This is a genomic window from Leifsonia sp. McL0627 (genome assembly GCF_058244615.1).
On record NZ_JBZCGM010000004.1, the window covers coordinates 25,204 to 44,092 of the forward strand.

The window sequence follows — 18,889 nt, forward strand, 5'->3', positions numbered from 1 at the left end:
TATGGAACAGATGTAGAGTACGTCCATGACACTCTCCGTCCCGCAGCCCCCGTCCGGGGTCAAATCCGCCGAGCGGACTCTTCACGTTCTCGAACTCCTGGCGTCCACCGACGAGAGGCTCACGCTCTCGGAGATAGCGCGTCGGCTCGGCACCCCCAAGAGCAGTCTCCACAAACTCCTCGGCACGATGGAGCGACGGGGCTGGGTAGAGACGGACGAGGTCACGCACACCCATTACCGCGTGGGGCTCCGCGCCCTTCTGACGGGAACGCGGTATGTCGACATCGACGAGATCGTCCAGCTCGCGCAACCGATGCTCACGACGATCACCGAGACGGTGCAGGAAGCATCCCACCTCGGGCGCCTCGACGGCACGGACGTCGTCTACCTCGCCAAACGCGAGTCTCCGCACCCTCTCCGCATGTACAGCGCGGTCGGTCGACGACTCCCCGCGCACGCCACGGCGATGGGCAAAGCCATGCTCGCGCTGCGGCCGTGGAGCGAAGTCGACGATCTCCTCCCCGTCCGGCTCGCCGCCCTCACGCCGTCGACGATCGTTAGTCGGACCCGACTGCGCGACGAACTCGAACTGACGAGGGAACGCGGCTACGCCGTCGACGACGAAGAGAGCGCCGAGATGATGCGCGCGGTCGCCATTGCGCTGCCGACCAGGGGCTCGAACAACGCAATCAGCGTCTCGGCCCCATCCGCTCGCCTCTCCGACGACAAGATCTCCGAGTATGCCGCGCTCCTCCACCGCCTCGCGGAGGGCTACCCGCGGTAGTCCCGATTTCGTACTTCCCGCGAGTCAACGCCCCCTCTGCGATTGCCCACATCGTTCTGTCGCCATGGTCACATCCGCACCGGCTAGGTTCGATCAGATGTGCATGATGAGGAGGCGTCAGTGGAAGACACGCTGATCGATTCGGTCGGACTGAGCGGGATGGTCTTCGACGGCTCGGGGACGGCGTCGGTCGATTCGCTCGACGCGCTGCTGAATGGGCTGGCCTCGCCGGGCGCCTTCGGGTATCTGGAAGTCCGGGATCCCGATCGTCTCGAGTTCGGTGAGCTCGCCCGGCGGCTCGGTGCCGCGGACCTCTCCAGGCAGCCCACCGGCACAGCTGGCCACGCCCCTACCGTGGTGGATGGCGGACAGGTGCGGCTTTCGGCACGGCGCGTCCAGCTGGAAGCGCCGACGATCCAGCTGACAGTGGCCGACCTCCACATCTACGTCCTCCCTCGTGTTCTCATTCTCGATCACGACGGCTCAGTCAATATGGCACGGCTGCGGGAACGCTTCGACGAGGAGACGCGACACCGCGACCAGGGAGTCGGCTGGCTCCTGTGGATCCTCCTGGACCAGCTGCTCGCCGAGGCGGGGTCGGCGCTGGAGACGCTCGACGATGAGCTCGAAGGCATCGAGGAGCAGCTTCTGGAGACGGGCGCGAAGGCCGCCGCCGTCCAGGCCCGCACCTATCGGCTGCGCAAGTCGACCGCCCAGCTCCGACGCTGCCTCCTCCCGTTGCGCGACGCCGTCGACGCCCTGCTGCGCCGGGAGGCCGATTGCGTCACCGCTGGACTGGTCCCGCTGTTCCAGGGCCTCTATGACCGCGGCGTGCATCAGGTCGAATGGGCGGACAGCCTGCGTGACCTCGTCACCGCGCTTTCGGACACCCAGCTCGCGATGGAGAGCAATCGCCTCAACGTCGTCATGAAGAAGGTGACCAGCTGGGCAGCGATCATCGCACTCCCCGCCGCCATCACCGGCTTCTACGGACAGAACCTCCCATACCCCGGCTTCAACACCGTCTGGGGCTTCTGGACCTCGACGATCCTCATGCTCGGCGGGTGCGCACTGCTCTACACCACGTTCAAGCGCAAGGACTGGCTCTAGCGCGGACACCGTCTGTAGCGCGGCGACCGGTCACCGCTGAGCGAGCGGCCACGGAAGACACGACGAAACTGGGGACCCAGGTCCCTGTCGCCGGACGCACCGGCCCCCTAGCGTCGGTAGTTACCTGGACAGGACGGAAGGTAGTACACCGTGTCGCAATCAGCCATTCCCACGGAGAGCGGGCGCGGACGCGGACGCTCCTCGGGCGTCTACCGGTCGTTGGCGCTGGCCGCGGCCTTCTTCGCGGCTGCCCTGCTGCTCACACTGCTCCTCGGCGAGCCACTGGATGCGCGCGTCCTGATCCTCTACGCCGGCGTCGGCCTGTTCTTCGGCGGCATCGCCACGGCGGTGAGCGAGCGGAGACGCGCGAACGGCGGCACGCCAGTCGGCCGCGCGGGATCACAGCTGACGCTCGCCCAGCTCTCGCGGCGCCGGCGGGGGCAGACGATCGCGGCGGTGGTCGGCCCTCTGCTGTTCCTTGCGCTGGCCGCCATGTCGATCTGGCTGTTCTTCGATCAGGAGACCTCGCACCGTGTCCAGGCGATCGTGTTCCTGATCGTCTTCGTCGTCGCCGCGATCGTCGCACCGCTGTGGAGCCTGGCTGCTCGCCGGGCCACCGACCGGCGCATCGCGGAACTCGGGCGAACTCGATGAGCAACGCGGATCTGGCACGCGTGCGCGCCTCGGCGATGGAGCAATTCGCCGCGATGTACCGTGCGCGCCATTTCGATGCGGACCTTTTCGACCTCGATGGCGGCTACCTGCAGACCACGCTCTCCGACGACGCGCGGATGCCGTTGCGGTTCTTCGTCGAGTACAACAACGCCTGGTGGTTTGAGATCGTGACCGCCGTCGAGGTGCCCACCGCCGCCTACGATCCGGCGAGTCGGTCCGGCTTCATCGTGCTCGACATCTTCTACGGCGACGAGATTCTTCGTGCCGCGCAGCATGTCTCGTTCGACGGTGAACGGATCTCCCGGATCCGCACGTACGCCTCCCCGACGTTCTTCTCGACGCCGGCCGCACCCGTCCGGCTCGACCACGACGGGAACGCCATCTGGCTCGAGACCGGCTACGACCTCGCCGCGTCGACCGCGGCCGCGCTGGCGTATCTGGACGGCGAAGCCGGTCGTGGATTCGCGCGGACGGAACCGACGGCGCCGGCGATCGCGCGGATCGCGAAGAATCTGGCCGAGCTGGATGCGCGGCTGAGCAGGTTCTAGACCTAGGTCTATGTCCGCCAGCGCGTCCTGCTGCCAGCATGGCGGCCATGCTGAGAAAATCCGTCCTCGCCGCCATCGCACTCGGGGCTGCTCTGTCCGTCAGCGCGTGCACCGCGACCCCGTCATCCTCGGCACCGACACCGGCCGGCGAGCCGGGGTACGCGGCGGCCGTGCACGCTCGCATCGCCGAGACGATGAAGAAGAACGCCGTCCCCGGCGCCGTCGCACTCGTGCTGTCGCCGTCGCGCGGCGACTGGTCGTCGACTTTCGGAACCGCCAAGCTCGGCGCCAGGGTGCCGATGTCGCTCGACGACTACTTCCGCATCGGAAGCAACACGAAGACGATGACCTCCACCGTCATCCTGCAACTGGTGCAGGAGGGGAAGCTGTCGCTCGACGACCCGATCTCGAAGTTCCGCCCCGACGTGCCCGGCGGTGAGAAGATCACCATCGCCGACCTCTCCGAGATGCGAAGCGGGCTATACAGCTACACGTTCGACCCTGGTTTCAACGCCACCCTGGATGCCGACCCCGGCAAGGCGTGGACCCCGGACGAGCTGCTGTCCATCGCGTTCTCCCACCCCTCCACGTCGGCTCCCGGTGTGACGTTCGACTACTGCAACACGAACATCGTGCTCCTCGGGGTGGTGATCGAACAGCTCACCGGCATGTCGGCGTCCGAGGCCTTCGAGAAACGGATCTTCGAACCGCTTGGCCTCACGCACACCTCGCTGCCGAAGAACACCGACGCGTCCATCCCCGAGAACCACCCGCAGGGCTACCAGTTCGGCACCAACGTGCAGACGATCGACTCATACGCCGTGCCGGGCGACCAACTGCCCGCCGCGCTGGACGGCACGCTGAAGCCGATCGACCAGACGAACGCGAACCCCTCCTGGGCCTGGACCGCGGGCGGCGCCATCTCCACCCCGCACGACCTCGCCGTGTACGTGAAGGCGCTCGTCGGCGGTGGCCTGCTAGACGCCGCCACCCAGAAGGTGCGGTTGGACAGCATCCAGCCGACGACCGCCGGAAAACCGGCCGGTGTCGGCTACGGCCTCGGCATCGCCCAGTTCGCCCCCGGAATCCTCGGTCACGACGGCCAGCTGCCCGGATACTCGACGTTCATGGTCTACAACCTGAAGACCGGGGACACGATCATCATCGGATGCAACCTGTCCGCCTCGCCGATCGACGGCGAGAACGCCGCGGTGGTGCTGGCAAAGGCGGTGATCGGAACCCTGTACGGTGCTTCCGCCGTGCCCAGCGACCCAGCCGCGCCGTCCACACCGACGCCCTGACGGCCTGACGGCGGGAACAGCGAAGGCCGGGGCGCCCCCGCGCCCCGGCCTTCTGCCCCCGTTTCCCCCTCGCCCGACTCAGCGGCGGGCGGTCCTGCGGCGTGCGATCAGCAGTGCGGCGCCGAGAAGCACGGCGATGACAGCGATCAGGATGGGCGTCGCATCCACTGTCGAACCGGTCTCGGCCAGCGCGTCCCTGTGGGTGGCGGCTGCCGGGTCGGCGACGGGTGCCGGCAAGCCCGGCTGAGCGGCGGGCGATGAACCTCCACCGGTGGCCGGTGTCGAGCCGCCGCCCGTGGCCGGCGGCTCCTCGGCGCCGATCGGCGCCGTGTACGGCTTCGACCGCGGGGTCAGCACCGAGAGTCCGCCCGTCACCGGGAAGTCCGCGGTGATGTTCGGCAACAGGAAGTACGTGCTGCCGTCGCGCACGATCACGTCACCGACGGCGTGCACCATCTGCGTCGACATGGCCCACCAGCCGGTGGTGTGCGGCAGGACGTTGATCGCGGCAGTCTGCGTGTACGTGTTCGTGTCCGCGATGGCGACGGACAGGCTCGCCGTCGCGGTCACTTTGAAGAGCTGCCCGATCCCGACCTCTGTCGAGAGGCTGACTCCGACCGTCGTCGTGATGCTGGTCGAGTGCGTCGCTTTGAGCTGCTGGAGGATGGGGGTGTCGTACGGGTTGTTGATCCCGCCGCTCGCATCCACCGGGTCGGCGTACGTCAGGGTGGTCGTCGCGCGGTCGACTCCGCAGTTGTCCAGGCTGGTGGTGCACAGTCGGTTGATCAGGCGGGCCTGGTCGTAGGTGCCGGTCACGACGTGGAGTGTTCGTGCGGAGACCGTGAAGGTCACCTGCCAGCTGCCGCGGCCGTCGAGATCCGTCCCGGACATATCGCACGAATACGGGCTGACGGACGCCGGTTTCGCCGGGTTGTCGCTGAGCAGCGTCGGGATGGGGTTGACGTCGTAGATGTCGCAGGTCGAGGTGTGGTCGAATTCGGTCGCGTCCTCGTTCTCTGCCATGCCGGAGACCCAGAACTTGGTGGGCACACCGCCGTCGACGATGCGGTAGGCGAAGACGCCGCGCGCGGTGTTCGGGGTGGTCGTGATGTCGCCCGGCCGCAGGATCGCGTCGAAGCCCGCGGTGTACGGCGGCGCGATCGTGGCGCTGCCCGGCACGGCGTGGATCGTGCTGAGGTCGAAGTATCCGGAGTCCATCGACACCGTTCCGACCGGCTTGATCACACCGAGCACTTCGGCCTGGATGTTGTCGCGCACGACAAACGTGGCCGTGGCGTCGCTGGTCGCGCCGGAGGTGTCGCAGGAGTACGGCACATCGGAGGAGGGCGACGTGCCTCCGGCATCCGGGTCGCCGTCGAAGATCGTGCAGTCCTGATAGGTTTCCAGGCTCTCGTCGAATGACGACTCCTCAACGGTGACGGTGCCGCGCACCCAGTAGTCGGTGGGAGTGCCCTCGAGGACGATCCGGTAGGTGAACACCTGCGCCAGGCCGATCGGGCTCACCGAGCTGATGGCGGTGCTGTTCGCCTCCCCGACGCTGACCGCACCGGGAACGGGCGAGTCTGCGGGGGCCAGCTGGAACCGGCCGTCGGCCAGCCCGACCTTCTCCGTCTTCACCAGGGTGGAGACCTGGAGCGTCTCGGGGGCGGCCTGTGCGGCGGGCGCGGAGATCAGCGCGACCACGATCGCGGCGATCGCGGCGGCGGCCGAGGCGGCCAGGGGCAATGGTCTGTGGCGCGGGTGTCGACGGTTCGACATCGGGTTCTCTCTCTCGTCGGGTGTGAGCCCACGGGAGGGCACCTGTTCAGCCTGACGCAGCGGCACGGAGCGGTTCCATAGACCTAGATCGCCAGCAGGACAGGGACCGGAGTCGCCTCTCCCCCGCCTGGCGTCAGCTCGCCGGGTTGGCCGCGAAGTGGTGGCCGAGCGCATCGGAGACGGCGACGAAGATGCGCGTGGCCGGCGCCATGCAGGCGCCCGTGCTCGGGTTGTCCTTCATCGTCTTCGACTCGGTGCAGGCGCCGGAGAGGATGTCGCTGTTGGTGAAGACGACGACGGTGGTGTCTCTGGTTGTGTCGTAGAAGACGGACGTGTTGTATCCGGGGATCTCGCCGGTGTGACCGATCCAGCCGCCGATGCAGCCGAACGCGTCGCCGTAGCCTCCCGCCGCGGGCGCGGAGGCGAGACGTTTGAGCTGGGCATCCCGGTCGAGCACGTCGTGCCCGGTGGCGATGGTGCGGCCCCACACGAGCATGTCGGACGCGGTCGAGGTCATCTGGCCTGCCGTCCAGGCGAACGTCGGGTTCCAGTCGGTCGCGTTCACCGGGGTGAAGTCGTCGTCGGCCGTGCCTTGCAGGCTGAAGCCGTCGGCGTGCGGGTCGGGAAGGGGTGCATCCCCAGCGGGCATGGTCGTTCCTGTCAGACCGAGCGGGGTCAGGATGCGGTCGTGCAGCACGCTCTCGACGCTCGTGCCCGTGACCTTCTGGACCACCTCTCCCAGCAGGATGAAGTTGGTGTTCGAATAGTTGAACTTCGCCCCCGGCTCGAACACCGGCTTCAGCGCGAAGCTCGCCTGGAGCAACTGCTCAGGGGTCCACGGGGCGTCGGGGTTCGCGAACCATTTGTTCTGCAGGTCGGTGTTCAGGGTGTAGCTCGCCAGGCCGCTGGTCATCGTGATGAGGTCGCGGATCGTGATCGTCGAGCCGTTCGGCACGCCGTCCACGTATTTGTCGATGGTGTCGTCGAGCGAGACCTTGCCGTCTTGGACGAGCTGGAGCACCAGCGTGCCGGTGAAGGTCTTGGTGACGGAGCCGATGCGCTGCGTGTCGTCGACCGACATGGCCCGGCCGGTCGCCGGATCGGCCTCGCCGTACGCCTTCATCCAGCGGCCTTTCGGGGTCTGCACGGCCACGATCGCACCGGAGCTCGACGCTTCGGCCTTGCCTGCACGGGAGGCGGCGTCGAGTTTCGCCGCGAGCTCCGACGGCAGCGCCTTCGCGGGGAGCGTCGGCGACAGGCCGACGAGGGCGGACGGGTCGGCGACGCACGCACTGCTCGTGGATGTGGCGGACGAGGCGACGGGCGTACCGGAGGAGGCGCTGCATCCGGTGAGCGCGAACGCGACGGTGGCGAGGGCGGCGGTGACGAGCATTGCGGTGCGGGTGGTCATGGGGGGCTCCTTCAGGTGCGGTTGAGGTAGCGGATCACGGCGAGGACGCGGCGATGCGCATCCGAGTCGACGGGCAGGTCGAGGGCGTCGTAGATGCGGGAGGTGTGCTGCACCACGGCCTTCTCTGTGAGGAACAGCGCCGAGGCGATCCACGCGTTGCTGCGGCCTTCGGCCATCAGCGAGAGCACCTCCTGCTGGCGCGGTGTGAGAGCGCCGACCGCCGAGTCGGACAGGCGCGCCCTGGCAACCATCACGGCGATCACGTCCGGGTCGAGTGCTGTGCCTCCCGCAGCGACCCTGCGCAGGTCGCCGAGGAACGTGTCGACGTCGGCGATGCGCTGTTTGAGCAGGTAGCCGACCTTGCCGCTCTGCCCGGAGAGCAGTTCGACCGCGTAGCTCCGCTGGACGTGCTGCGAGAGCACCATGACCGCCGTCTCCGGATACTCCTTCCGGATGCGCACTGCCGCCACGAGCCCTTCGTCGGTCAGGGTGGGCGGCATCCGGATGTCGGTCACCACGAGGTCGGGACGGTGCTCGGCCACAGCGGCTTCGAGCGATCCGGCGTCGGCGGCCGTGGCGACCACGTCGATGCCGCCCTCCTCGAGCAGCAGGTGCAGTCCGTGCCGCAGCAGTGCTTCGTCTTCTCCGATCACGACTCGCATGGGACCTCCACGTGGATGTGTGTTCCGCCGCCCGGCGGGCTGTCGATGCTCAGGCGTCCGTCGAGGACGTCGACCCTGTCGGCGATGCTCCGCAGGCCAGCACCGCCGTTCGTGGTCGCACCGCCGACGCCGTCGTCACGGATGTCGACCACCAGCCGGCCGCGGCCGCGCCGGATGTCGACGGAGATGCCGGTCGCCTTCGAGTGCTTGACCGCGTTGGTGAGGGCTTCGGCGACGACGAAGTACGCCGTGCTCTCGACCGCCGGCGGGAGGGGATGCTGATCGACCGTCAGCGTCGTCGGGATGGGCATCCGGTCGGCGAGGTCGTCGACGGCAGCGGAGAGGCCCCGTTCCACCAGGGCCGCCGGCATGACGGCGTGCACGATCTGGCGCAGCTCGGACGCAGCCGTGTCGATGCCTTTGCGCAGCTGGGTCGCCCGCTCGGCCACGGCGCCCTCGCTGCCCTCGGCGTTGGCGAGCTGCTGCGCCTCCAGGGCGAGCAGCACGAGCTGCATCTGGAGGCTGTCGTGCAGGTCGAGCGCGATGCGTCGACGTTCAGCGTCCGCCGCATCCACGAGGCGCTCACGGGAGAGCTGGAGTGCGCGGCGGCTGGACCGCAGCTCGGCGGTGAGCCGCTCGCGGTCCAGGGCGATCGCGACGACCTGCCCTGCCGTGCGCACGAGTTCCGGCTTGCCGATCAGGTCGGCGTCGTAGACAATGGCGCCGATGCGGCGCCCGTCGAGTTCGACCACCTCGACGCCCCGACCGGACGGCGGCGTCTGGTCGGCGATCGGTGCACCCTGCACATCCACGAATGCGCCGCGCTCCGGCACCCAGAACCACACTTCGAGCGACGGATCGCCGAGCGTCCCGGACAGCGCGGAGGTGAGGGCAGGACGCTCGCCGCCCGACGTGCCGAGCCAGGTGCCGAGCTCTTCCAGCTCACCGGTCCGCGCGAAGCCGCCGCGCAGGATCCCCAACGCGAACGCGATCGGCACGAGTGCGAGCACGATCAGCTGAAGACATCCGACGACCTCGGTGTTCCAGCCGAACGCCGGGGCGAGAAGGCGGGTGCTCAGCGGGATGAAGAGCACCGTCACAATGCCGTATCCATAGACCGGCAGGAGGACCCGCCGCTGGTCCCTGGACGCCACGACGAGCCGCCGCCAGAGCACCACCGCTGTGACGACCATCACGGCCGTCCCGGCGATCGCTTGCACGACGGCGCCGACCTCGACCGCCCACGGCACGGGCGCGATCACGAGTTCCGGCGCCGGTCCTCCGGTGTCGAACAGGTAGCGCGGCGCCTGCAGCACGATCGCGGTCACGTACGCGGCGATCACGGTGACCCTGGATGCGCGCCCGCGCACCCGGCCGGATGGGAAGGCGTGCAGCAGCTGAACGACCACCGCCAGTGGCAGGGTGGCGGCCACGGCGCCGACCGCGATGAACAGCGGGATGCTCGTGTTGCCGATGCCGCCGAGGAACACCGCAGCGCCCGCAGCGAGGATGAGCGCCCCGATCCGGTTGCTCGGCCGGCGGTACCAGGCGAGCAGGCCGGCGCCCAAGTAGGCGAGCAGGTCGATCGGGAAGAGCAGCAGGACAGGGCCGATCGGCGAGTCGAACGGCAGCAACGCGAACTGCAGCAGCGCGAACAGTGTTCCGGCGACGAGAAGGGGAGAGGAGCGCACGGCTCAGCGACCTGGCGAGGTTCGAGCGCATGACGGCGGGGTGGAGCGCTGTCCGGCGTCGGGTCTCCATGAACGTCCTTCCGCCTCGATGGCGCCCGGCGGCGCATCCTCAGTCTGGCGGGCGGGCGGTGGCGAGCGCTATGGACCTAGGTCTACTTCGTCGCCGCGCGTGCGACGCCGACCGAAGCGGGTCTTCCTGTTGGAGCGGTCGTCGCCAACAGTGCCGAAACGACAGAGAACCCCTGTTTCACCAGGGGTTCTCTGTTTCATCAATGGTTCTCTGCGGTCGTGCCGGTCTCAGCTCACCGCACCGCGAACGCCGCCGGCAGCAGGTCTGCGGCCCGGGACGACGAACCGACCAGCAGCTCGAACGCACCGTTCTCCACGACCCGGTCGCCGACCGCGTCCACGATGGTGCACTCGGCGACGGGGAGCCGGAGGCTCACGCGCACGGTCTCACCGGGCGCGAGGTCGACCTGCCGGTACGTCTTCAGCTCCTTGTCCGCCCAGCTCACGCTCGTGACCAGGTCACGCACGTACACCTGCACGGTCTCGCGGACGGGACGGTCGCCGGTGTTGCTCAGCGTCAGCTCGGCCTCGATGACGTCGCCGACCCCGAGCTCCGTGCGCGCGAGCGTGAGGTCGGAGTACTCGACGGTCGTGTACGAGAGGCCCTGCCCGAACGCCCAGGCGGGCGTCTGGGTGAGGTCGGCGTAGCGGTCGCCGTGCTGCCCGCGGATCTGGTTGTAGTACGTCGGCTGCTGGCCGACGTGCTTGGCGAAGGAGATCGGCAGGCGACCGGACGGCTCGACCTGTCCGGCGATGATCTCGGCGATCGCCTGGCCGCCCAGCATGCCGGGGTTGGCAGCCCACAGGACCGCGGCGGCCTGCGCGACCGAGGCCGGGAGCACCAGCGGCTTCGACGCGAGCAGCACCACGACCACGGGCTTGCCGGTCGCGATCAGCGCGTCGAGCAGCGCGTTCTGGCCGCCGATCAGTTCGAGCGTCGCGGTCGAGCGCCCCTCTCCGACGAGCTCGATCCGGTCGCCGACAACGGCGACGACCACATCGGAAGCCTCTGCGGCGGCGACCGCGGCGGCGATCAGCTCCTGATCCGGGGCTGCCGGCACGACCAGTGGGGGGCGGGGCTGACCGTCCTGGAACGTCGCACCGCGCGGGTCGGCTTCGAGGGTGAGGATCTCGGCGCCGCGGGCGTGCTCGACGGTCCAGCCGTCGATCGCGCTCAGGCCGTCGAGCACGGTGGTGATCATCTCGCGCGGCTGGCCGTCCAGCCAGCCGGCCTGGCCGGAGCCGCCGGCCCAGTCACCGAGCTGCGTCTGGGCGTCATCGGCGAGGGGCCCGACGAGCGCGACGCGGAGCGGCGACGCCTCCGACGTTGCCGCCAGCGGGAGCGTCCCGTCGTTCTCCAGCAGCACGATCGAGCGGCGCGCGATCTCGAGGTTGATGGCGGCGTGCTCTGCACTGCCGACCACCGTGTCGAGGTCGGCCTCCGGCAGCCGCGGGTTCTCGAACAGCCCGAGGTCGAACTTCAGCGTCAGGATGCGCGCGACGGCGGCGTCGAAGGCGTCTTCGGTGAGCAGCCCCTGGGCGACGGCTTCGAGCGCGCCCTCGTAGAACAGCGGCGTGGTCATGACCATGTCGTTCCCGGCCTTCACCGCCGCAGCCGCCGCGTGCGTGTAGTCGGGCTGGACCTTCTGCTCCCAGACCATGCGGCCGACGTTGTCCCAGTCGGTGATGAGCGTGCCGGTGTATCCCCACTCGCCGCGCAGCACCTCGCTGAGCAGCCAGTCGTTCACCGTGATCGGCACGCCGTCGGTGCTCTGGTAGCCGAGCATGAAGGTGCGGCAGCCCTCGCGGGCCACGCGCTCGAACGGCGGCAGGAACCAACTGCGGAGCTTGCGACGGGAGATGTCCGCCTCGCTCGCGTCGCGGCCGCCCTGCGTCTCGGAGTACCCGGCGAAGTGCTTCGCCGTCGCGAGGATCGCGGTCGGGTCGTCGAGACCCTCCCCCTGATAGCCGCGGACCATCGCGCTCGCCAGCTCGCCGATCAGGTACGGGTCCTCGCCGAACGTCTCGCTGATGCGGCCCCAGCGGAGGTCGCGTGCGATGCACAGCACCGGCGAGAAGGTCCAGTGGATGCCGGTCGCTGCGACCTCTTCGGCCGTGGCACGGGCGACGCGCTCGATCAGCTCGGCATCCCAGGACGCGGCCATCCCGAGCTGCGTCGGGTAGATCGTCGCCCCCGGCCAGAACGAGTGACCGTGGATGCAGTCCTCGCCCACCAGAAGCGGAATCTGCAGTCGCGTCTCGGCCGTGAGCCGGTTGGCCTCCAGGATGTTCTCCGGCGACGTGTGCAGGATCGAGCCTGCACGACGCCGCAGGATGTGGTCGCGGAGGTCGTCCCGCGCATCCAGTTGCAGCATCTGCCCGACCTTTTCCTCCACGGTCATGCGACCGAGCAGGTCGTCGACGCGCTCCGCCGTCGAGAGTGACGGGTCCAGGTAGGGAAGGACGGCGGGCAGTGCCTCGGTTGCTGGCAGGGTCGACGTCATTCCTTCAGGCCTTTCGGGGTGGTCGTTGTCGGCGGGTTCGAAGAGGGGTCCGTGCGCACCTGGGTGACGGTGTCGTTGATGTTGAGGCCCTTGCGCTTCATGGCGCGAGCGCGCTCACCGGCCGAACGCAGGCGCGGGTTGACGTACTCGTCGATGCCGAAGTTGATGAGGGAGAGCGCAACACCGAGGATGGCGATGCACAGACCGGCAGGGATGTACCACCACCAGTAGTCAGGGAAGGCGTTGTTCTGCTGCGCCCAGAACAGGATGGTGCCCCAGTTGAGGTTCGACACCGGGATGACGCCGATGAACGCGAGGGTCGTCAGCCCCAGGACCGCGGCCGTCATCGTGCCGACGAAGCTGGAGGCGATGAGCGCCATCAGGTTCGGCAGCATCTCCACCAGGATGATGCGGTGCAGCGGCTCGCCGTTCGCCCGTGCAGCCTGGATGAAGTCGCGGTTCCGCAGCGACATGGTCTGCGCACGCAGCACGCGCGCACCCCACGCCCATCCGGTGAGACCGAGCACGGCCGCGATGACGATCAGCGGCGGATCCTGGAACTGCGAGGCGATGATGATCATCAGCGGAAGCCCGGGGATGACCAGGAACACGTTCGACAGCGCCGACAGGGATTCGCTCTTCCAGCCGCGCAGGTACCCGGCGGTCACACCGACGGCGATCGCCACGATCGTGGCCATGATCGTCGCCAGGAATCCGACGACGAGCACACCGCGGGTGCCGTAGACGATCTGGCTGAAGACGTCCTGGCCGATGTGGGTCGTGCCGAAGAGGTGCTGGAACGACGGCGGCTGCAGCGTGGCGTTCAGGTTCTGCGCGTTGGGGTCGTACGGGGCGATCCACGGCGCGAAGATCGCGACCAGCACGAACACGCCCATGATGATGAGCCCGGTGGCGGACTTCGGGTTGCTGAACATCGCCAGCGAGACCTTCAGCTGCGACCAGAAGGTCTTCTTCTCGGCGGGCTCTTTGTCCTGTTCGGGGCGCCTGGCCAGGAAGGCCGCCGTCTCCGGGGCGCCGACGCCCGGCTGGGCGAGGGTGGATGTCTTCTCAGCGGGAGGGTTCATGATCAGGACTCCGTCTGACGGGTGCGGGGGTCGAGGATGGCGTACGCGATGTCCGCGATGATGTTCGCCACCAGCACGGCCAGGACGAGGACGAGGAAGATGCCCTGCATCAGCGCGTAGTCCTTCGCGTTGGTCGCGTTGAGGAGCAGCAGCCCGATACCGGGGTACGAGAACACCATCTCCATCACGAGCGTGCCGCCGACGATGAAGCCGAGCGCGAGGGCGAAGCTCTGGATCTGCGGCAGCACGGCGTTGCGGGCGGCGTACCGCCACAGCACGCGCTTGTTCGGCATGCCCTTGGCCTGCGCGACCGTGATGTAGTCCTCGTCGAGCACCGTGAGCATCATGTTGCGCATCCCGAGCACCCAGCCGCCGAGCGAGACGACCACGATGGTCAGCACAGGGAGGACGGCGTGCGAGACCACCTGGGAGATGAACTCGGCGTTCCAGCCGGGCTCGACGCCCACCTCGTATGCGTGACCGGCCGGGAACCAGCCGAGCGTGGTCGAGAAGATCGCGATGAAGATCAGGCCGAGCCAGAAGTACGGGATGGTGCCGAGGAACGTGGTGACCGGCACGAGAGCATCCAGGCCGCTGCCGCGCTTCCAGCCGATGACAGCGCCGAGGCTCGTGCCGATGATGAACGAGATGATCGTGGCGACGCCGACGAGTCCGAGCGTCCACGGCAGGGCGGAGGCGATCGCGTCGCCCACCGGCGCCATGCCGGTCGAGATCGAGACGCCGAGGTTGCCGTGCAGCAGCATGTTCCAGTAGTTGATGTACTGGTCCCAGAGCGGCACCGACTTGTCCAGGCCGAAGAGCGCACGCAGCGCCTTCTCTGCATCCGGTGTCAGCTGGCCCTGGCTCCGCGCCATGAACGAGTCGACCGCGTCGCCCTTCATCAGGCGGGGCAGGAAGAAGTTGACGGTGATGGCCGCCCACAGCGTGAACAGGTAGAAGGCCACCCGGCCGCCGATGAACCGCCACGGGATGCGCGGGCCGCTTCGCTCGGTGCGGGCGGCGGTCGTCCCGACGAGCGTCGGGTCGACCGAGGTTGGCGTTTCGGCGCTCATTGCGCACCTCCGGAATTCTGTGCCGACAGTTCCCGGAAGAACTTCTCGGGGTCGGGTGATGCGGCGCGCAGCTCGCGCGTGTACGGGTCGCTCGGACGCAGGATGACGTCGTCGGCGGGGCCGCGCTCGACGACCTTGCCCTGGTTGAGCACCATGATCTCGTCGCTGAAGTGGCGAGCGGTCGCGAGGTCGTGGGTGATGTAGAGGACGCCGAGCCCTTCCTCGCGCTGCAGGTCGGCGAGGAGGTTGAGGACGCCGAGGCGGATCGACACGTCGAGCATCGACACCGGCTCGTCGGCGACCAGGAGGGCGGGGCGCGAGGCCAGCGCGCGGGCGATGGCAACACGCTGGCGCTGTCCGCCGGAGAGTTCGTGCGGGCGGCGGTCGATCACGGCATCCGCATCCAGGCGGACGCGGAGCAGCAGACGCCGCACCTCCGCGTCGACCTCGCTGCGCGGGACGACGTTGTCGAGCCGGAGCGGGCGCTCGATGTGGTGCCGGATCGAGTGGGAGGGGTTCAGCGACGCGAACGGGTCCTGGAACACCATCCGGAGCTGCTGACGGTAGCTGCGCAGTTTCCGTCCGGAGCGCGGGATGGGGACGCCGTCGAACAGGACCTGGCCGCTCGTCGGGGTCTCCAGCTGCGTGAGGATCTTCGCGATCGTCGACTTGCCGCTTCCGGACTGGCCGACCAGGCCGATGGTCTGGTGCGAGGAGAGGGTGAAGCTCACGTCGTCGAGCGCTTTGAGCTGTCCTGAGCCCCGGACGTTGTAGACCTTGGTGACGTTTTTGAATTCGAGGGTCGTCATCGCGCGACCACTCCTCTCTCGCCGGTCAGGCGCGGGAACGATGCGAGGAGATTGCGCGTGTACTCGTGCTGCGGGTCGTTCCAGATCTGCTCGGCTGTCGCCAGCTCCACGATCTCGCCCTCCCGCATGATCGCGATGCGATCGCTGATCTCCAGAAGCAGGGGAAGGTCGTGGGTGATGAAGACGACCGAGAAGCCGAACTCGTGCCGGAGCTGGGAGATCTGCTTGAGGATCTCGCGCTGGACCAGAACATCCAGAGCGGTCGTCGGCTCGTCCATCACCATCAGCTGAGGGCGGAGCGCGAGCGCCATCGCGATCATGACGCGCTGGCGCATACCGCCCGACAGCTCGTGCGGGTACGAGCGCATCCGCTGGCCGCCGACCTTCACGATCTCCAGCAGGTCGATGACGGCCTTCTTGCGATCGGCGCGGCTCATCTCCGGCCGGTGCACGATGAACACGTCTTCGAGCTGGGCGCCGATGGTCGCGACCGGGTTGAGCGCGTTCATCGCGCCCTGGAAGACCATGGAGATCTTGTCCCAGCGGAACCGGCGCATCTCTTCGACGCCGAGCGCGTTGATGTCGACGTCGTCGCCGTCCTTGTCGTGGAAGACGACGCTTCCGTCGGTGATGACGGCCGGCGGTCGCAGGAGTCGCTGCACGCCGTAGGCGAGGGTGGTCTTGCCGCACCCGCTCTCGCCGGCGAGGCCGACGATCTCACCGCGTTTGATGTCGAGGGTGACGTTCTTGACCGCCCGGACAGGCGGGTCGACGTCGTACACGACCGAAAAATCGCGCACCGAAAGGAGGGAGTCTGTCATGAGCTTGTCGCTTTCTTGCTGACCGCGAAACGTCCGGGGCGGATTCTGGTATCGAATCCGTCCTCCGCCCCGGACGTTGTGGGAACTACTTCTTCGCGGGCTTCAGGTTCATGACCACCTGGACAGCCGAGGGCTGCGTCGGGTCTGCGGTCGCGTACTGGTCCGACTCGCTCGGCCACCCGGTGAACGTGCGGGTGTTGTACTCGGCGAGCTGCGGGTGGGTGCCGATCGGGATGGCGGGGACGTCGTCGACGAAGATCTTCTGGATCTTGTTGAGCGCATCGGTCCTGGTCGCGTCATCCGATGCCTGCGCGTACTGCTTGAGCAGGGCGTTCGCCTCCGGGTTGTTGTAGCGCCCGAAGTTGTCGGACACCTTGCCGCCGGCGGCCTGGTCGACGTATGCACCGTTCATCACGTCGTCGTAGATGTGCCACGGGTTCGAGCCGGAGCCGCTCCAGTGCAGGACGGCGTCGAAGTTGCCCGTCGCCACGTTGGTGGTCCAGGTGTCGGCGTCCGGGGTTGCGACCTTCGCGTCGGCGCCGAGCGTGTTCTTCACCTGCGTGGCGATCAGCTGGATGCCGGTGACGTAGTCGTTCCAGCCCTGCGGATCCTGCAGGGTGAAGGAGACCGGCGTGCCGGACGGGTCGATCAGGGCGCCGCTCTTCCAGGTGTATCCGGCGTCGGTCAGGACCTTCTTGGCTCCGTCGACGTCGATCTTGAAGTTCTGGTCCTTGTACTCGGGGGCGATGTACTGGTCACCGGTCGGCTGCGGGATGCCGGTCACGTTCTTCAGCTCCGGGCCCGCGTTGCTGCGCGCCTTCTCGGCGTGCGCGGTGCGGTCGACGACCATGTTGACGGCCTTGCGGAACGCCACATTGTTGAACGGGGCCTTGGTCGTGTTGACCACGATCATGTCCGGGCTGAGAACGTTCGCGCCCCAGAACACGTTGTGCTTCGGGTCCTTGTCGACGTAGTTCTTCTGGTAGTCGGTGATGAAGATCTGAGCCCAGTCGGTCTCACCGTTCTGCAGGCCGCGGAGGAGGCCGGTGTTGTCGTTGTACTCGAGGTACTTCAGCGTTGCAACGGGGACCTTGCCGCCCCAGTAGTCGGTGCGCGCCTTGAGCACGACGCCCTGCGACGAGAAGGTCTTGATCGTGTACGGGCCGGTGCCGACCGCGTCCTTGACCGCGTCCTTGGTCGGGTCGGCGATGCTCTTCCAGAGGTGCTCTGGGACGATGGCGGTCTGCAGCACGTCGCCCTGCTTGACGAACTTCGACTCGCTGAAGCTGAGGACGACGTTGCCGCCGTCCTTCTTGACGTCGGAGAGCTTCAGGCCGGCCAGGTCCAGGGCCGGAGTGCTCTTGATGAGGTTGAACGTGTAGACGATGTCGTCGGCCGTGAAGGGCTTTCCGTCGCTCCACTTCACGTTCGCGCGGGGCGTCACCGTGAGCTGCGTGTAGTCGGCGTTCCACTCGACCTTGGAGGCGAGCCACGGGGTGGTCTCGTTCTTCCCGACCGGGTTGACCAGCGCGAGGGGCTCGTAGATCATCCGGTTGTAGCCGAGCGACTGCCCGGACCCGGTGCTGATGAACGGGTTGTTGATCTGGGTGGCGAGCACGGCCGAGCCGTCCGGCTTGGCGACCGTGAGCGATCCGCTGCTCGAGCTGGACGAGCTGGACGAGCCGTCCGATGAGCAGCCGGTGAGGGCGAGCGCGCTGATTGCCGCGATCGCCGACGCTGCGAACAAGTACTTCTTAAGCCTCATTGCTTCTCCTTCTTGGCAGGCACATCCGTTGTGCCCGGGAATGCTTGGAATGTCGGCTGACACTAACTTGCTTACTGGACAGAAAGCAAGTTGGGGCAAGGTTACTGAGTGGTAAGCTCACTCGCAACAGCACCAGACAGGAAGCGAAAAGGAATGGCCACGAGCGGCGGCAGTGCCAGTCCACGCCCAGAAACAGAGCGCAAACGCAAAGAAATCCTTCGCGCTGCCATCGAAACTTTCGGCACCAAAGGCTCCACGAACGGAACGCTCGCCGACATCGCGGAGCAGGTCGGGATCACCCACGCCGGCGTCCTGCACCACTTCGGCACCAAGCAGAATCTGCTCCTCGAAGTGCTCGAATTCCGCGACAGGGACGACGTCGCCCACCTCGCCGACCGCCACGCCCCCGGCGGGCCTGCCCTCTTCGCCCACCTCGTGGCGACCGCCCAGCGCAACGCGCTGCGCCCCGGAATCGTGCAGGTCTACACCGTGCTCTCCGCGGAGTCGGTCACCGAAGACCACGCCGCGAAAGGCTACTTCCAGGAGCGATACAGCAACCTCAGGGACGAAGTCGAGGCCGCGTTCCGGGAACTCTGCGCCCAGGAGAACGTCACCGAGCCGGAGACGATCGACAAGGCGTCGGCCTCCATCCTCGCCGTGATGGACGGCCTCCAGCTCCAGTGGCTCCTCGACCCGACCGCGGTCGACCTGGCCGGGGCGAGCGAGTTCGCGATCCAGGCCATCGTGAACGGTGCGCTGAACGCCGGGCCCGAGCTGAACTCGTACGTGCGGGACGCCTAGA

Annotated in this window: 16 protein-coding genes; 6 read left to right on the top strand and 10 right to left on the bottom strand. The window is 67.8% G+C overall.

The annotated features are described in order from the left end of the window. The first annotated feature begins 25 nt into the window (after positions 1-25). The 5 genes from AC37TH_RS14895 (at position 26) to AC37TH_RS14915 (ending at position 4,418) form a co-directional block, all read left to right on the top strand. Positions 26-784, top strand: coding sequence for an IclR family transcriptional regulator (locus tag AC37TH_RS14895; RefSeq protein WP_490765140.1), 759 nt, complete (start codon positions 26-28; stop codon positions 782-784). A gap of 120 nt (positions 785-904) precedes the next feature. After that, positions 905-1,894 (top strand): CorA family divalent cation transporter, encoded by a 990-nt coding sequence (locus AC37TH_RS14900; protein ID WP_490765141.1) that lies wholly within the window; start codon positions 905-907, stop codon positions 1,892-1,894. Positions 1,895-2,044: 150 nt separating this feature from the next. After that, entirely contained in the window at positions 2,045-2,548 is a 504-nt protein-coding gene (locus AC37TH_RS14905) for a hypothetical protein (RefSeq protein ID WP_490765142.1), read from the top strand. Beyond that, on the top strand, positions 2,545-3,117 hold the full coding sequence (locus AC37TH_RS14910) for a DTW domain-containing protein (RefSeq protein ID WP_490765143.1): 573 nt from the start codon (positions 2,545-2,547) through the stop codon (positions 3,115-3,117). Before AC37TH_RS14905 ends, AC37TH_RS14910 begins: the two co-directional genes overlap by 4 nt. Positions 3,118-3,164: 47 nt before the next feature. Beyond that, positions 3,165-4,418 carry a serine hydrolase domain-containing protein gene (locus AC37TH_RS14915; RefSeq protein WP_490765144.1) on the top strand — a complete coding sequence of 418 codons (1,254 nt, stop codon included), beginning with the start codon at positions 3,165-3,167 and terminating at the stop codon, positions 4,416-4,418. A gap of 78 nt (positions 4,419-4,496) precedes the next feature. Here the strand turns inward: AC37TH_RS14915 and AC37TH_RS14920 are convergent, their stop codons facing one another. The 10 genes from AC37TH_RS14920 to AC37TH_RS14965 form a co-directional block, all read right to left on the bottom strand. Continuing rightward, a complete protein-coding gene (locus tag AC37TH_RS14920; protein ID WP_490765145.1) occupies positions 4,497-6,197 on the bottom strand; it encodes a hypothetical protein in 1,701 nt (566 codons plus the stop codon). 133 nt (positions 6,198-6,330) lie between these two features. Next, positions 6,331-7,608 carry a serine hydrolase domain-containing protein gene (locus tag AC37TH_RS14925; protein WP_490765146.1) on the bottom strand — a complete coding sequence of 426 codons (1,278 nt, stop codon included), beginning with the start codon at positions 7,606-7,608 and terminating at the stop codon, positions 6,331-6,333. Positions 7,609-7,619: 11 nt separating this feature from the next. Further along, positions 7,620-8,270, bottom strand: coding sequence for a response regulator transcription factor (locus AC37TH_RS14930; protein ID WP_490765147.1), 651 nt, complete (start codon positions 8,268-8,270; stop codon positions 7,620-7,622). Continuing rightward, a complete protein-coding gene (locus tag AC37TH_RS14935; protein ID WP_490765148.1) occupies positions 8,258-9,961 on the bottom strand; it encodes a sensor histidine kinase in 1,704 nt (567 codons plus the stop codon). Before AC37TH_RS14935 ends, AC37TH_RS14930 begins: the two co-directional genes overlap by 13 nt. A gap of 302 nt (positions 9,962-10,263) precedes the next feature. Then, entirely contained in the window at positions 10,264-12,534 is a 2,271-nt protein-coding gene (locus AC37TH_RS14940) for an exo-beta-d-1,3/1,6-glucosidase (protein WP_490765149.1), read from the bottom strand. Then, complete coding sequence (locus AC37TH_RS14945; RefSeq protein WP_490765150.1) at positions 12,531-13,619, bottom strand: ABC transporter permease; 1,089 nt, start codon at positions 13,617-13,619, stop codon at positions 12,531-12,533. The genes AC37TH_RS14940 and AC37TH_RS14945 overlap by 4 nt, the downstream gene beginning before the upstream one ends. 2 nt (positions 13,620-13,621) lie before the next feature. After that, the gene (locus AC37TH_RS14950) at positions 13,622-14,692 is read right to left on the bottom strand and encodes an ABC transporter permease (protein ID WP_490765151.1); all 1,071 of its coding nucleotides are present in this window, start codon (positions 14,690-14,692) and stop codon (positions 13,622-13,624) included. After that, entirely contained in the window at positions 14,689-15,501 is an 813-nt protein-coding gene (locus AC37TH_RS14955) for an ABC transporter ATP-binding protein (RefSeq protein WP_490765152.1), read from the bottom strand. The genes AC37TH_RS14950 and AC37TH_RS14955 overlap by 4 nt, the downstream gene beginning before the upstream one ends. Then, on the bottom strand, positions 15,498-16,322 hold the full coding sequence (locus AC37TH_RS14960; protein WP_490765153.1) for an ABC transporter ATP-binding protein: 825 nt from the start codon (positions 16,320-16,322) through the stop codon (positions 15,498-15,500). The genes AC37TH_RS14955 and AC37TH_RS14960 overlap by 4 nt, the downstream gene beginning before the upstream one ends. A gap of 85 nt (positions 16,323-16,407) precedes the next feature. Beyond that, positions 16,408-18,087: an ABC transporter substrate-binding protein gene (locus tag AC37TH_RS14965; protein WP_490765154.1), complete on the bottom strand. Its 1,680-nt coding sequence runs from the start codon at positions 18,085-18,087 to the stop codon at positions 16,408-16,410. Between the two features lie 153 nt (positions 18,088-18,240). On the opposite strand from AC37TH_RS14965, the gene AC37TH_RS14970 reads away from it, so the two are divergent. After that, positions 18,241-18,888: a TetR/AcrR family transcriptional regulator gene (locus AC37TH_RS14970; RefSeq protein WP_490765155.1), complete on the top strand. Its 648-nt coding sequence runs from the start codon at positions 18,241-18,243 to the stop codon at positions 18,886-18,888. The last annotated feature ends 1 nt before the right edge of the window (position 18,889 follow it).

Bases quoted from the DNA above. Each gene is read 5' to 3' on its own strand.
- AC37TH_RS14925 (WP_490765146.1), bottom strand. From the start codon at position 7,608: ATGACCACCCGCACCGCAATGCTCGTCACCGCCGCCCTCGCCACCGTC.
- AC37TH_RS14945 (WP_490765150.1), bottom strand. From the start codon at position 13,619: ATGAACCCTCCCGCTGAGAAGACATCCACCCTCGCCCAGCCGGGCGTC.
- AC37TH_RS14920 (WP_490765145.1), bottom strand. From the start codon at position 6,197: ATGTCGAACCGTCGACACCCGCGCCACAGACCATTGCCCCTGGCCGCC.
- AC37TH_RS14960 (WP_490765153.1), bottom strand. From the start codon at position 16,322: ATGACAGACTCCCTCCTTTCGGTGCGCGATTTTTCGGTCGTGTACGAC.
- AC37TH_RS14970 (WP_490765155.1), top strand. From the start codon at position 18,241: ATGGCCACGAGCGGCGGCAGTGCCAGTCCACGCCCAGAAACAGAGCGC.
- AC37TH_RS14940 (WP_490765149.1), bottom strand. From the start codon at position 12,534: ATGACGTCGACCCTGCCAGCAACCGAGGCACTGCCCGCCGTCCTTCCC.
- AC37TH_RS14910 (WP_490765143.1), top strand. From the start codon at position 2,545: ATGAGCAACGCGGATCTGGCACGCGTGCGCGCCTCGGCGATGGAGCAA.
- AC37TH_RS14950 (WP_490765151.1), bottom strand. From the start codon at position 14,692: ATGAGCGCCGAAACGCCAACCTCGGTCGACCCGACGCTCGTCGGGACG.
- AC37TH_RS14930 (WP_490765147.1), bottom strand. From the start codon at position 8,270: ATGCGAGTCGTGATCGGAGAAGACGAAGCACTGCTGCGGCACGGACTG.
- AC37TH_RS14915 (WP_490765144.1), top strand. From the start codon at position 3,165: ATGCTGAGAAAATCCGTCCTCGCCGCCATCGCACTCGGGGCTGCTCTG.
- AC37TH_RS14895 (WP_490765140.1), top strand. From the start codon at position 26: ATGACACTCTCCGTCCCGCAGCCCCCGTCCGGGGTCAAATCCGCCGAG.
- AC37TH_RS14965 (WP_490765154.1), bottom strand. From the start codon at position 18,087: ATGAGGCTTAAGAAGTACTTGTTCGCAGCGTCGGCGATCGCGGCAATC.
- AC37TH_RS14955 (WP_490765152.1), bottom strand. From the start codon at position 15,501: ATGACGACCCTCGAATTCAAAAACGTCACCAAGGTCTACAACGTCCGG.